At 50.2% G+C, this 14,230-nt stretch carries 14 protein-coding genes; 5 read left to right on the top strand and 9 right to left on the bottom strand.

Features of this window, described 5'->3' with window-relative positions; all coding sequences use genetic code 11:
- Window positions 1-178 precede the first annotated feature (178 nt).
- Window positions 179-931 (top strand): 2,3-diphosphoglycerate-dependent phosphoglycerate mutase, encoded by a 753-nt coding sequence (gene gpmA / locus ACH0VJ_RS16600; RefSeq protein ID WP_000301554.1) that lies wholly within the window; start codon window positions 179-181, stop codon window positions 929-931.
- Between the two features lie 90 nt (window positions 932-1,021).
- Here the strand turns inward: gpmA and ACH0VJ_RS16595 are convergent, their stop codons facing one another.
- From ACH0VJ_RS16595 to ACH0VJ_RS16565, 7 genes are all read right to left on the bottom strand, one after another.
- Window positions 1,022-1,798 (bottom strand): ABC transporter ATP-binding protein, encoded by a 777-nt coding sequence (locus tag ACH0VJ_RS16595; RefSeq protein WP_001214710.1) that lies wholly within the window; start codon window positions 1,796-1,798, stop codon window positions 1,022-1,024.
- Complete coding sequence (locus ACH0VJ_RS16590) at window positions 1,798-2,877, bottom strand: iron ABC transporter permease (RefSeq protein ID WP_000128333.1); 1,080 nt, start codon at window positions 2,875-2,877, stop codon at window positions 1,798-1,800. The genes ACH0VJ_RS16595 and ACH0VJ_RS16590 overlap by 1 nt, the downstream gene beginning before the upstream one ends.
- Window positions 2,878-3,256: 379 nt before the next feature.
- Window positions 3,257-3,955, bottom strand: coding sequence for a triphosphoribosyl-dephospho-CoA synthase (locus ACH0VJ_RS16585; protein WP_001005993.1), 699 nt, complete (start codon window positions 3,953-3,955; stop codon window positions 3,257-3,259).
- 118 nt (window positions 3,956-4,073) lie between these two features.
- The gene (locus ACH0VJ_RS16580; protein WP_023196495.1) at window positions 4,074-5,375 is read right to left on the bottom strand and encodes an oxalacetate decarboxylase subunit beta; all 1,302 of its coding nucleotides are present in this window, start codon (window positions 5,373-5,375) and stop codon (window positions 4,074-4,076) included.
- A gap of 12 nt (window positions 5,376-5,387) precedes the next feature.
- The gene (gene oadA, locus ACH0VJ_RS16575; RefSeq protein WP_000150497.1) at window positions 5,388-7,157 is read right to left on the bottom strand and encodes a sodium-extruding oxaloacetate decarboxylase subunit alpha; all 1,770 of its coding nucleotides are present in this window, start codon (window positions 7,155-7,157) and stop codon (window positions 5,388-5,390) included.
- 15 nt (window positions 7,158-7,172) lie between these two features.
- Entirely contained in the window at window positions 7,173-7,418 is a 246-nt protein-coding gene (locus ACH0VJ_RS16570) for an oxaloacetate decarboxylase subunit gamma (protein WP_001089086.1), read from the bottom strand.
- A gap of 49 nt (window positions 7,419-7,467) precedes the next feature.
- Window positions 7,468-8,736 (bottom strand): SLC13 family permease, encoded by a 1,269-nt coding sequence (locus tag ACH0VJ_RS16565; protein WP_000074133.1) that lies wholly within the window; start codon window positions 8,734-8,736, stop codon window positions 7,468-7,470.
- Window positions 8,737-8,958: 222 nt separating this feature from the next.
- On the opposite strand from ACH0VJ_RS16565, the gene ACH0VJ_RS16560 reads away from it, so the two are divergent.
- Window positions 8,959-9,942 carry a LysR family transcriptional regulator gene (locus ACH0VJ_RS16560; RefSeq protein ID WP_000282119.1) on the top strand — a complete coding sequence of 328 codons (984 nt, stop codon included), beginning with the start codon at window positions 8,959-8,961 and terminating at the stop codon, window positions 9,940-9,942.
- Here the strand turns inward: ACH0VJ_RS16560 and ACH0VJ_RS16555 are convergent, their stop codons facing one another.
- Window positions 9,943-10,833, bottom strand: a complete 891-nt coding sequence (locus ACH0VJ_RS16555) for a LysR family transcriptional regulator (RefSeq protein WP_000405924.1) — start codon at window positions 10,831-10,833, stop codon at window positions 9,943-9,945.
- A 129-nt stretch (window positions 10,834-10,962) separates the two neighbouring features.
- On the opposite strand from ACH0VJ_RS16555, the gene ACH0VJ_RS16550 reads away from it, so the two are divergent.
- Together ACH0VJ_RS16550 and ACH0VJ_RS16545 are read left to right on the top strand one after the other, a co-directional pair.
- A complete protein-coding gene (locus ACH0VJ_RS16550) occupies window positions 10,963-11,808 on the top strand; it encodes a fumarate hydratase (RefSeq protein WP_079833568.1) in 846 nt (281 codons plus the stop codon).
- A 14-nt stretch (window positions 11,809-11,822) separates the two neighbouring features.
- Window positions 11,823-12,368 (top strand): FumA C-terminus/TtdB family hydratase beta subunit, encoded by a 546-nt coding sequence (locus tag ACH0VJ_RS16545; protein WP_000970374.1) that lies wholly within the window; start codon window positions 11,823-11,825, stop codon window positions 12,366-12,368.
- Window positions 12,369-12,461: 93 nt separating this feature from the next.
- Here ACH0VJ_RS16545 and aroG read toward each other — a convergent pair whose 3' ends face one another.
- Window positions 12,462-13,514, bottom strand: coding sequence for a 3-deoxy-7-phosphoheptulonate synthase AroG (gene aroG / locus ACH0VJ_RS16540; RefSeq protein WP_001109234.1), 1,053 nt, complete (start codon window positions 13,512-13,514; stop codon window positions 12,462-12,464).
- 319 nt (window positions 13,515-13,833) lie between these two features.
- Here aroG and ACH0VJ_RS16535 point away from each other — a divergent pair, with 319 nt between their 5' ends.
- Entirely contained in the window at window positions 13,834-14,220 is a 387-nt protein-coding gene (locus ACH0VJ_RS16535; protein ID WP_000784380.1) for a YbgS-like family protein, read from the top strand.
- The last annotated feature ends 10 nt before the right edge of the window (window positions 14,221-14,230 follow it).

Below are 14,230 nucleotides of genomic sequence, written 5' to 3'. Positions count from 1 at the left end.
GCGCCATTGCCCTGCTCAAACCTCCACCACTTAAAGACAAAATCGCAACTCTGAGTTCACAAGAACCTTACACTGCGCCACTATTTTCGCTATGGTTATGCGTAAGCATTGCCGCCAACACCTCGCGGCAATATAATGAGAATTATTATCATTACATATGATTTATAGGAGTGAGAGTATGGCTGTAACTAAGCTGGTTCTGGTACGTCACGGTGAAAGTCAATGGAACAAAGAGAACCGTTTCACCGGCTGGTATGATGTTGACCTGTCTGAAAAAGGCGTAAGCGAAGCAAAAGCAGCGGGTAAACTGCTAAAAGAAGAAGGTTTCAGCTTTGATTTTGCCTACACTTCCGTACTGAAACGCGCTATCCATACGCTGTGGAACGTACTGGATGAACTGGATCAGGCGTGGCTGCCGGTGGAAAAATCCTGGAAACTCAATGAACGTCACTATGGCGCGTTGCAGGGGCTGAATAAAGCGGAAACGGCCGAAAAATATGGTGACGAGCAGGTTAAGCAGTGGCGCCGCGGTTTTGCCGTGACGCCGCCGGAACTGACCAAAGATGATGAGCGTTATCCGGGTCACGATCCACGTTATGCCAAACTGAGCGAGAAAGAGCTGCCGTTGACCGAAAGTCTGGCGCTGACCATCGACCGCGTTATTCCTTACTGGAACGACACCATCCTGCCGCGTATGAAGAGCGGTGAGCGCGTGATCATCGCCGCTCACGGTAACTCATTGCGTGCGCTGGTGAAATACCTGGATAACATGAGTGAAGATGAGATTCTTGAGTTAAACATCCCGACCGGCGTGCCGCTGGTGTATGAGTTCGACGAAAACTTCAAGCCGATCAAACATTACTATCTGGGCAACGCTGACGAGATCGCTGCGAAAGCGGCTGCCGTGGCGAATCAGGGTAAAGCGAAGTAATCACCTTTGCCGGATGGCGATATAACTGCCTTATCCGGCCTACGAGCAATGGGTAGGCCGGATAAGCGCAGCGCCATCAGGCAATATGTCTTAAACAGCGATCACGCCGTCCAGCACCACCTGCAATTTCCCCTGCGAACAGCGCTCCACGCGTCCTCGTACCCGGTACACTTCAGCCAGACGCTCCGCAGTAATCACCGTCTCCGGCGCGCCGCTGGCGACCAGCCTGCCGTCTTTTAGCATCAGGACATGGTCACCATGACGCAGTGCAATATTAATGTCATGCGCCACGACTATCGTCACCCTATTTTGCGCCTGGGTATCCCGACGCACGAGATCCATTACGTGAAACTGATAGTTTAAATCCAGCGCGCTGAGCGGCTCATCCAGCAACAGAAGTTCAGGGCGACGAATCAGCGATTGCGCCAGACCCACTAACTGCCGCTGACCGCCGGAAAGCTGGTCGAGATACTGCAACGCCAGATGCGTTATGCCCAATTGCTCAAGGATAGCCAGTATCTGCGCTCTGCCCTGCGCATTGTCTCTGCCGCCTGATGCCCGCAGTACCACGATAATCGACTCCAGTACATGCAGATGTACGCCCTGCGGTAATGACTGCGGCAAAAATACAACTTTCTGCGCCCGCTCGGCAAACGATAACGACATGAGATCTTCGCCATCAAGCAGCGCCTCGCCGTCGGCGTTATTCAGCCCGGCCAGCGAACGTAGTAACGTCGATTTACCACAGCCGTTCGGCCCCAGCAAAATGGTAATTTTCCCGCGCGGCAGTAAGGGAACGTTGAGATCTGCAATAACCGGCTGAGTGGAATAGCCGGCGCTAAATGAGCGGAGCATTAACCCGCGCATCAGAGACTCCCCCGATGTCGCAATACAATGCTTAAAAAGAACGGAACCCCGACCAGCGAGGTGACAATCCCCACCGGCACCATGACGCCCGGAATACTATTTTTCGCCGCAATAGAGGCCAGCGATAACACCAGCCCGCCTATCAGCACGCTGCCCGGAAGGTAGAAACGGTGATCTTCCCCCAACAGTATTCGCGCAATGTGCGGCGCAACGAGACCAATAAAACCAATCGGCCCGACGAAAGCTACCGCCAGCGCTGATAACAAGCTGATACGCAACAATGACAGCAGGCGTAAACGGCGGACATGAATCCCAAAGCTCATCGCCCTCTCTTCGCCCAGACGTAATGCCGTGAGTTGCCAGGCGCTTCGTAACGCGCAAAAAAGCACAGCAATAAACACCACGGCCAGTACGCCCAATTTTTCCCACGACGCGCGGACCAGGCTCCCCATCGTCCAGAATACCAGCCCCTGCAGCGTATCTTCATCAGCCACAAACTGCATAATGGCGACCAACGCGTTAAAGGTGAATACCAGCGCAATACCGAACAACACCACTCCGGATGCGGCGACGCCTGTCCAACGGGTAATACCGTCCAGGAGTAACGCGGATAAAAGCGCAAAGATGAACGCATTGGCCGGGATAAACCAGGCGGCAGGAATACCGGGAATACCGATCCCCAACACAATCGCCAGCGCAGCGCCAAAAGCCGCTGCGGACGATACGCCGAGGGTAAACGACGTCGCCAGCGGATTATTTAAAATGGTTTGCATTTCGGCGCCCGCTAACCCTAACGCCATGCCCACCAGTAGGGCCATCAGGGCATAGGGTAAGCGGATATCCCAGACAATAACGTGTATGCCCGCATTCACCTTTCCCGGCTGGAAAAGCGCCTGCCACAGCGCACTGAGCGGTAAACCAGAAGACCCACAGGTTACATCCACCATCAGTGAAGCCATCATCGCCAACGCAATAACTAACATGAGCACGGCCCGTTTGCGTATGATCTGGCGATAGCGCGGAATGACGGGCGTGGAAGCGAGAGCGGGGGCTAAAAGTGATTTGTCCTGACAGGTCATAGTTCGGGCTACGTTATTAATCAGAGGAGAATTATAGCGCCGAATTATTTCGTTATATATTTATTTATATTTCGATTGATGACACGGTGGGCTATCTCATCGGTTTCCAATAAATATCCTCCGGCATAGCCCTGTCTCTTGATCAGACCTCCTGATCAAGAGACAGGGCCTGGCTGGGGGTTTTCCATAGACAAAAAAAGCGTGGAACCATCCACGCTTGAGGCTGCTGACAACGTGTAACCAGGTGGCAATGTTCCAACCACGGACCTACAAAAAGTACGTAATCTGTTGATATTCTCATTTCGTAAATCAGGCAAAGCGCTAGCTGCCTCTCGCAGAAATGCCAACACAACAGATAATTGTCAGCAGTCCTCATTTTTCAGTCAGCAAATATCGGCCCGGCAGGGAATTTCGCCAGAAACCCGGTGACGGCCAGCAGCGACCACAGCCCGGGCCACTCAATCTGGCGCTCCCGCAGTTCATCATCCAGTGTCATAAGCGCAAACTCACCTTTATCGCCCAGCACGCCGCCCTGCCAGAGCAGCCGCTGCGCCTGCTGCCGCGCCCAGGGAGAATCGCTCTTCCAGGCCAGCAGGTGCAGCAGAGCCTGCTGCAGGCAGACACCGTGAGAATGTTGATCCCGCAACAGCCGCCGGTAAACCGGCAGCGATATGCTGCGCACGGTATAAAAACCGCTGCGGGTTTCGCTGTCAACATCTGCCATGCCAGCACAGAACTGACTGGCCAGGTCACATAAACGATTGTGCGTCAGCGGCTGGCGCAGGGCATCCAGACGACCTGCTGCGGCACACAGCAGCCCGCTCCTTTGCCGTTCTTGTGGCAGCGAATCAGGCAAAACCGCTACCGTTTCAGCCGCCCCGGCCTGCGCATGCTGTACGCCCGCGTCATAACAACGGACAAAGAAATCATGGCTGCCACGGACGATTGACGGGTGCGCCAGCAGATTCAGCGCCGGGTGCAGTTGTTCAAGCTCGTCCAGTGACGCCAGCGTGTAATTGACAACCACATCTTTTGTCGATGCCCGGCCTTCCGGACGAAATGCTATGGTTTCATTCATCAAAGTCTCCTTATGGGACATTCCCGGAGGCGATGCTGCACGTCTGTCCGGGCTACAGATCCATGCAATCCGGTAGCCCGGACAGGCGCAACGCGCCGCCTCCGGGAAAGGAACAGATTTACATCGCCAGCACGTACTTGAGCATCACGCCCGCCGCAATGGCCGAACCGATAACCCCCGCCACGTTCGGGCCCATCGCGTGCATCAGCAGGAAGTTCTGCGGGTCTGATTCCAGCCCCACTTTGTTCGACACCCTGGCCGCCATCGGTACCGCCGACACCCCCGCCGAACCGATAAGCGGGTTGATTTTGTTCTTACTGCACAGGTTCAGCAGCTTCGCCATCAGTACCCCGGCCGCCGTCCCGATACCAAAGGCAACCACCCCCAGCAGCAGAATGCCCAGCGTCTGCGGCTGCAGGAACTTGTCCGCCACCAGCTTCGCGCCCACCGACAGCCCGAGGAAAATGGTGACGATATTAATCAGCCCGTTCTGTACCGTGTCGCTCAGACGCTCCACCACGCCGCTTTCACGCATCAGATTGCCAAAGCAGAACATCCCCAGCAGCGGCGCGGCGTCCGGCAACAGCAGGGCCACCAGCATGAGCAACACCACCGGGAAGAGGATTTTTTCCCGCTTGCTGACGGTGCGCAGCTGCACCATGCGGATTTTCCGCTCCGTCTCCGTGGTCAGCGCCTTCATAATCGGCGGCTGGATTAACGGCACCAGCGCCATATACGAGTACGCCGCCACCGCGATGGCCCCCAGCAGCTCCGGCGCCAGCTTGCCCGACAGGTAAATCGCCGTCGGGCCGTCCGCGCCGCCGATGATGCCTATCGCCGCCGCCTGCGGCAGGGTGAAGGAAATCAGACCGAAGTAGTTCAGCGTCAGCGCCCCCAGCACCGTGGCGAAGATGCCGAACTGCGCCGCCGCGCCGAGCAGCAGGGTGCGCGGGTTGGCCAGCAACGGGCCGAAGTCGGTCATCGCGCCCACGCCCATAAAGATGACCAGCGGCGCGACACCGGAGCCAATCGCCACTTTGTAGAACAGCGCCAGCACCCCCGGCGTGTAGCCCATGTCCACCGCCAGGTTCTCCATCTGGCCCTGCACCGACGGCAGCGCCAGCGCTAATGCCTCTTTAATGGCGTGCACGTCCGGCGCGCAGTTAAGCTTCGCGGCAATCACCGCCAGCTGCCCGGCGTCGTGATGCGCCAGCAGGCTTTCCAGCGCGGTCAGCGCCATACCCGCTTCCGGGATGTTGGAGAGCAGCCCGCCGAAGCCAATTGGCAGCAGCAGTAACGGCTCGAACTTCTTCGCAATCGCCAGCCACAGCAGCAGCAGGCTCACCAGCAGCATGATGGCCTGGCCTGCGCCAAGGTGCATCAGCCCCATGCCCTGAAGCAGGGCGTTCAGACTTTCCATTTCAGTTCTCCGTTACGCCAGCGTCATCAGGGTGTCGCCGACGGAGACCGCGTCCCCGGACTTCACCGCGATACCGCGTACCGTCCCGGCCTGCGCGGCGCGGATTTCGGTTTCCATCTTCATGGCTTCCAGAATCAGCAGCACATCGCCTTCCGCCACCGTCTGGCCCTCAGCGGCAATCACCTTCCAGATGTTGCCCGCCAGCGGGGCGGTGACCGGGGTGCCTGCGCCTGCCGGAGCCGTCGCCGGAGCAGAAGAGGCAGCAGGAACGGCTGCGGTCAGCTGGCTGATATCGCCGCCGTCGCTGACCTTCACCACAAAGGCTTTGCCTTCCACTTCCACGGTGTAGATACCGGAGGCGGCAGGCTTCTCTGCTTTTGCCACCGGCTGCGCGGCTTCCACCTGCGGCACCGGCTCAAACGCCGCCGGGTTGTTACGGTTCTCAAGGAATTTGAGGCCGATTTGCGGGAACAGCGCCACGGTGAGCACGTCGTCGATGGCGTTTTCCGCAAGCTGAATGCCCTTCTCCTGCGCCTGGCGCTTCACGTCCGCTTCCAGTTCAGCCAGCTCCGGCTTCAGCAGGTCCGCCGGGCGGCAGGTCACCGGGGCAGCCCCTTCCAGCACGCGGGCCTGCAGTGCCGCGTTGACCGGCACCGGGGTGTGGCCGTATTCGCCCTTCAGAATGCCGGCGGTTTCTTTGGCGATGGTTTTGTAGCGCTCGCCGGTCAGGACGTTGAGCACCGCCTGGGTGCCGACAATCTGTGAAGTCGGAGTGACCAGCGGAATAAAGCCGAGGTCCTCGCGCACGCGGGGGATTTCCGCCAGCACCTGGTCGAGTTTGTCCGCCGCGTTCTGCTGCTTCAGTTGGCCTTCCAGGTTGGTGAGCATCCCGCCCGGCACCTGGGCCACCAGGATGCGGCTGTCGTAGCCCTTCAGCTGGCCTTCAAAGGCGTGATATTTCTTGCGCACCTCGCGGAAGTACGCGGCGATATTTTCCAGCTTCAGGATATCCAGCCCGGTGTCGTGCTCAGTACCTGCCAACGTCGCCACCAGCGCTTCGGTGGCCGGGTGGCCGTAGGTGGCGCTCATGGAGGAAATCGCCGTGTCCACGCCGTCGACGCCCGCCTCGATAGCCTTCAGCAGGGCCATCTCCGCCATCCCGGTGGTGGCGTGACAGTGCAGGTGCAGGCGCACCTCAAAACGTTTTTTGATTTCGCTGACCAGCTCATACGCCGCCATCGGTGTGAGAATGCCGGACATATCCTTGATGGCAATCGAGTCAACGCCGGTTTCCAGCAGTTGCTCCGTTAAATCCAGCCAGGTCTGCAGGGTGTGCGCCGGGCTGGTGGTGTAACTCAGGGTCCCCTGGGCGTGCGCGCCGTGGCTGCGCACCGCCTGTAATGCGGCTTTCATATTGCGCGGGTCGTTCATGGCATCGAAGACGCGGAACACGTCCATACCGTTTTTCACCGCCCGCTCAACGAAGCGTTCCACCACGTCATCGGCGTAGTGGCGGTAGCCGAGCAGGTTCTGGCCGCGCAGCAGCATCTGCAGGGGGGTCTTCGGCATGGCCTTTTTGAGCTCGCGCAGGCGGACCCACGGGTCTTCGCCGAGGAAACGGATGCAGGCGTCAAAGGTCGCACCGCCCCAGCATTCGAGGGAGCCGTAGCCCACGTCGTCGAGCTGAGCGGCAATCGGCAGCATGTCGTCAAGGCGCAGGCGGGTGGCGAAAAGGGACTGGTGGGCGTCGCGCAGGACGACGTCGGTAATGGCAATGGTCATGGATTCCTCCGTAAATTAAGGGTTAAGGCGGCGATGGTGGTGGATAGCGGCGGCAATCACCGGCTTGAGGCGGGCAAAGTCGTCCGCGGGCGCGGCGGCAGGTGCCAGTTTTGGCACCGGAGCCGGTTCAGGGAAGAAACGGTTGACGGCGGCGGACATGCCGCGGATGGCGAAAATCAGCAGGAACAGAAACGCCAGCACGAACCCCATGCCGAGGAACATCAGAGTGAAGCCTTCACCTAATAGCACCGAACTATTCATAATAAAGTCTCAAATTTAATAATCTAAAATAGAAAAGTAATATCAGGCATTAATAGAAAGGATAAAATACCGGTAGTAAAATCATACTAACGATAAAACAAACCAAACTAATCGCCAATCCGGGTTTTAAGAAATCTTTAAATTTAACATTCCCCGGGCCAATAATCATTGAGTTTGCTGGAATAGCCATTGGAGTACAAACAGCAACACTACTCGCAATAAAAACAGCAATAACAACTGCACGAGGGTCTGCGCCAATAGACTGTGCGATAGTCCATCCTACCGGGCATAACAACGTACATGCTGCAGTGTTACTCATTACTTGAGTCAAAGCCCATGTAAGTATCCACAATGACGCCATAATAATCATAACGCCAGAATCTCCGGTTACTGAAATAACGGCATTGGCAATCATTTCCCCAGCACCAGTAGAATTAAGCGCGGCACCTAAAGGCATCATAAACGCAAGCATGAAAACAGTTAGCGTTTCAAAAGAATTAAAAGTTTCCTTTTGTGTCAAAACTCCAGCAAATACAAGAACAATAGCCGCACAACACGCAATAATATGCATTGGAGGCAGAAGCTTAATATAATCAGTTGCCACCATCCCAGCGATAGACAGAATAAAAACGGCTAAAGTTAAATTTCTATGCCAGGCCGGAATTTGGCTATAATCCATTTGAGAATCAGATTGTGTATTTCCATCACGATCTGCGATGAGTTTTGAACCGAAGAAATAGAGAAATATAGAGCATGCAATCAGCAAAGGAATACCAATTTTAGCGTATTCGAAAAATGGCACCGACAGACTTCCCTTACTAAAAGTTTCAATAGTATTTTTAGCAATCAGATTTCCTGGCGAACCGATAATAGAAATATCAGCACCGATTGTTGCCCCAAAAACCAGAGGCATAAGAAGTTTAATAGGCTTAATCTGACTACTGGCGGCAATACCTAACACAATAGGAATTAGCACAGCAACTGTTCCGCTATTAGAAACAAAGGCAGACATAACTCCACCGATAAGAAAAATCAATACACTAAGGCTTCTTTCTGTTTTAGCATATTTTAGTAAAATTTTACTTGATTGCCATGCCAAACCTGTTTTAAAAAATGCCGCACCGAGTACACACATGGCGACGATAAGAATAACATTCGCATTTACGATTGAAGCAAAAATATCCTTAGCATCGATAACACCGGTAAAATAAAGTGCCATTGGGACCATAAATGCAACTAATCCCATAGGAAGACGATCGCTAACAAAGATAATTATTGCAACCACTAAAACCAACAAAGTAATAATCGCTGGTGACATGTATACGTCCTTATATTATTAGGGTACAAAAACAACTCATTACAGTCATGAATACAACTGCAACAAGCATAAATCACATGTTATACTAAAATTACATCTAATTAATTTCTATTGAGAAAGAATACACTCACATAAATAACAACACTTACCCGACAAAGGCATAACATATTCTTACTGCTTTTGTTTCTGTTTAATCAAATAATTTCCTCTTAAAATCTGTCTGTGTATAATGCTACTTATATAAATGAAACTCATCCAATGCTAATAAGGTTGCAGCTTATGCAATATCGGCATCACCTCGAACTAACATGGCTCGAAGACTGTCTGGCTCTAAAAGAAACGTTGAATTTCTCAAAAGCGTCTGCCTCAAGATATGTGACTCAACCCGCATTTAGTCGTCGGATACAATCTCTCGAAGAATGGGTGGGTACGCCCCTTTTTGAAAGAAGTAAACGGGGAGTCACCCTTACCAAGGCCGGAGAAGTATTTACAGACCAGCTTCCCGAACTGATCCACTCCTTGTACACATTGAAAAGTGATACCCTTGAGGCTGCAGGTAATAAACAACCTAGTCTTGTTTTTTCAGCAACGCATGCTTTGTCTTTCTCTTTTGTACCGCACTTGTTAAAGCAAAGTGATAAAATTGCAAAATTTGGTTCATTTCGTCTTTTATCTGACTCATTGAATGCGTGCGAAAAAATGATGCGGCAGGGAGATTCACAATTTTTGCTGTGTCACCATCACCCACATATGCATCTAAATTTAAATAAAAATAACTTTATGAGCATTCGTCTTGGGTTTGATACATTAATTCCATTCAGTAAACCAGACTCAGAAACGTTAAAACCGTTGTGGAATATAAATAATAAGATTCAATTCCCTTACCTTTCTTTTTCATCACAATCAGGTCTGGGAAGAATAATAGCAAATACAGCGTCTATTAACAGAATTACCCATAATATAAATGTTGCCTTTGTGGCCGATCTGGCAGCAACACTATTGGCAATGGTCAGATCTGGCGACGGTGTTGCCTGGATACCTCAAAGCCTTGCCAGGCAAGATATAGAGGCTAAAACTATTGTTACTGCAGCGGAAAAAGAAAGCAATTTATGGGTACCCATAGAAATAAGACTTTATAGACCAGCCAAGAGAATGCCTCCAGATGCCGAAGAGCTATGGGAAATTTTTGTTGAAGAACAAATATAATTATTTAATTGTAAAATGTTCTTTAATATAATCCTCAATGAATTTAATTAACGCTCTGGTTGCATATGATAAATATTTATCTTTCTTCCAGGCCAAACCAATCGTAACATAAGTCGGCTCAGTCATGGCCTTGGTTATTACTTTTTCGGCTTTAAGATCGACAGCGTCCAAAATGAAAGAAATTCCTTCATTTTTAGCAACCAGATCTATGTTGGTTTGAATCCTGTTTGATGATAGAAAAATATGTGTATGAATTCCTCGCTTTGTACATTCTTCAATAATCGTTTTTCTATGCCAGGAATCTTTTTTCATTAGTATCAATGGCTCATATTGTAGATCTTCCCAATCGATACTATCCTTTTTTGCCAGAGGATGTTTATCTGACATACATACCACGTGCTGCTGAGTCATTAATGGTACCGTAACTAATTCTTTTGGACAGTCATTAATAATAACAATAGCAAGATCCAGCTCTCCAGCAGAAAGTTTATCATGTAAACCAAAAGTCCCCTCTTCAACAAGAGAGAGTTCCATCTCTGGATAAATCTCTCGGAAATGCTTGAAGAGCGGTGAAAAAAGAAACAAACTTATCATCGGTGGGATCCCCAAAGTTACTATGCCACCATTTTCATTACGATAATCTTTCATTTCCGCTACGCTATTTTTTAACGCAATAAGGATAGGTTCAATTTTTTGTAAGAAAAACATGCCCTCCTCAGTAAGGACAAGTTTATTTTTCTTTCTATCAAATAATGTCACCCCTAATTCAGTCTCTAACTTCTTAATAGCAATGGTGATATTAGGTTGAGAAACAAAATGCCGCTCAGCAACTCTGGTTAAGTTACCTAACAAAGAAGCGCTTACAAAATATTCTAATTGTCTAATTTCCATCTATTTTCCACTACTATAAATAAAATTTATCATTTAATAAAAATAACATATTTCCTTCCTACAATGAATACGAATATCATGAAAATGTGATCAATGGATAAAACAATGCAACATAGCACTGGAGGGAGTATGAGTCGTATATTAAATACAGAAATTATCATTCCGATTATCGAAAAACTTGTAAAAAAAGCTTGTTATGAACTGGATGATAATCTCATGTGTTCTTTTCGTAAAGCATATGATAAAGAAGAGTCAAAGATCGGCAAGGAAACCATTAAGATATTAATTGATAATGGAGAGTATGCAAAAAAAGAACAACTTGCATGCTGCCATGATACCGGCACTTGTATCGTTATAATGGAAATTGGACAACATGTATGCTGGGAAGGTAAGCCGCTTAAAGATCAGGTGAACCAGGGTGCTCGCCAGGGCTATGAAAATGGATACTTAAGAAAATCCATGGTTGCAGATCCATTAGAACGTATTAATACTAATGATAATACTCCTGCAATTTTACATACTGAAATTGTTGATGGTGACCGAGTGACAATTACCGTTATGCCAAAGGGCGGCGGTAGCGAAAATATGGGAACTTTTAAAACATTGCTTCCCGGCGATGGTATTGATGGTATAAAAGATTTTGTTCTGGAAACTGTCCGTCGTGTAGGAGGCAATCCATGCCCTCCTTATATTATTGGTATCGGCGTTGGCGGTACAATGGATCACTGTTCGTGGATGGCGAAGAAAGCATTATTACGCCCTCTTGGTGAGTTCAATGCTAAACCACTTTATGCCCAGCTCGAAGCTGAATTATTAGAGGCCGTGAATAATACAGGGATCGGCCCTTTAGGTATGGGCGGGCGTATTACGGCGTTAGGCGTGCATGTCGATTACTATCCTTGCCATATCACTGCACTGCCAGTCGCAATCAATTTCCAATGTAATGCAAGCCGCCACGCTAGTGAAATCATTTAATACCTGGAGAAGCTATGATGGAATTAACATTACCATTGACTAAAGAGAAAGCGAAAACTCTTAAGGTCGGCGATATATTATTTCTCACTGGATTTGCTTACACCTGCCGTGACGCCGCGCATAAAAAAATCGAAGTAGCGCTTAGTAACGGAGAAAAATCACCAGTCGATTTTCAAAACCAAACAATTTACTATGCTGGCCCCTGCCCTGCCAGACCTGGTTTACCTATTGGCTCCAACGGTCCTACAACGGCCGCGCGTATGGACCCATTTGTAGAAATGATGTTTCAACAAGGGGCAACTGCGTTTCTTGGCAAAGGCGATCGTGCTGATTATGTCGCTGAGCTTTGTAAAAAATACGGTGGGGTTTCGCTACTCGGGATTGGAGGAGCGTCTGCAATTAATACAAAACATGTTAAATCAGTAGAAATTGTTGCCTACGAAGAATTAGGAACAGAATCCATTAAGAAGTTATATTTTGACCGCTATAGAGTCATTGTAGGAATTGATTCGGAAGGAAATACTCTCCAGAAGCAGGAAGTACCTAAGTACGCCAAATAATAATACATTAATATTGGTAATATCGGTCTGGTAGACTGTTACCGGACCGATATGTTTTCTATCCTGCGCTTCACCACAGGATAGAAAATAAACTTAGCCGCGACGGGCTTTTACCGCTGCCGACAACTGACGAAGCAGCGCATCGGTATCTTCCCAGCCAATACAGGCGTCAGTAATGCTTTTACCGTAGGTCAGCGGCTGACCGCTTTCCAGACTCTGGTTTCCTTCTACCAGATGACTCTCTACCATCACGCCAATAATCGCTTTTTCACCGCCCGCTATCTGCTGGCAGACATCGGCGCAAACCTCCATCTGCTTTTGAAATTGCTTACAGGAGTTGGCATGGCTGAAATCGATCATGACCTGCGGCGTCAGTCCCGCTTTGGTGAGGCCTTCTTTCACCTCAGCAACATGCTGCGCGCTATAGTTTGGCGCTTTACCGCCGCGCAGAATGATATGGCAGTCGCCGTTGCCGCTGGTATTCACAATCGCCGAATGACCCCATTTAGTGACGGAGAGGAAGCAATGCGGCGCGCCGGCGGCGTTGATGGCGTCAATGGCGACTTTAATCGTGCCATCAGTACCATTTTTAAAACCGACCGGACAAGAGAGGCCAGACGCCAATTCGCGATGAACCTGGGATTCAGTAGTCCGCGCGCCAATGGCGCCCCAGCTCATCAGATCGGCCAGATATTGCGGCGTGATCATATCGAGGAATTCGCCGGCGGCAGGCAGGCCGCTGTCGTTAATATCCAGCAGCAGTTTGCGCGCAATACGCAGACCGTCGTTAATCTGGAAGCTGTTATCCATGTGCGGATCGTTAATCAGCCCTTTCCAGCCGACGGTGGTACGCGGTTTCTCAAAATAGACGCGCATGACAATTTCAAGCTCGCCTTGAAGCTCATCGCGTAGCGCCAGCAAACGGGCGGCATACTCTTTCGCCGCTGCCGGATCATGAATTGAACAAGGACCGATCACCACCAGCAGACGATCGTCATTGCCTTTGAGAATTTTATGGATGGCTTTGCGCGCGTGAGCAACGGTATTTGCTGCATTTTCCGTGGCGGGAAACTTTTCCAGCAGCGCGACCGGAGGTAATAACTCGTTGATTTCTTTAATGCGTAAATCGTCGTTCTGATAATTCATGTTTATTCCAGTGTTGCCGTACTTATCCCAATGAATGCAATCCCTCCAATCTATCTCTTCAATTAAATAGTGTAAACGGGCTTTTACACTTTGAACGGAATAATCCTGGAATTCAGGAAAAAAACGCACAAATGTAGCGAAAAATGGGATCTAACCTACACTTTTTAACTGTAACCACTCTGTTTATGAATTATTGCAAGATTCTCTGCTGCGTTAACCCGCGGCGGCGAACGCTTTTTATCCCTTATTTGAGGATTTGACTGACACGTGCACTGTTGGAAGAGGTTATCCGACATATCCACCATAACAGGAGCATCTTATGAAAATGACAAAACTGACTACGCTTTTACTGACCGCTACCCTCGGCCTTGCCAGCGGCGCAGCGTTAGCTGCTGAATCTAACGCGCAATCCAGTAATGGCCAGGCGAACTCGGCGGCAAATGCCGGTCAGGTTGCCCCGGACGCCCGCCAGAATGTAGCGCCGAATGATGTGAATAACAACGACATCAATACCAACGGCAATACTAACAGCACGATGCAGCATCCAGACGGTTCAACCATGAATCATGACGGAATGACCAAGGATGAAGAGCATAAAAATACCATGTGTAAAGACGGTCGCTGCCCGGATATTAATAAAAAAGTGGAAACCGGTAATGGCGTCAATAATGACGTGAATACCAAAACCGACGGTACCACACAGTAATGCAAAAAAA

The organism is Salmonella sp. 2020_1459 (assembly GCF_043847915.1).
Classification (GTDB): Bacteria; Pseudomonadota; Gammaproteobacteria; order Enterobacterales; family Enterobacteriaceae; genus Salmonella; species Salmonella enterica.
Note: the sequence above shows the minus strand (reverse complement) of the source record. Positions and strands in the feature narration are given on the sequence as shown.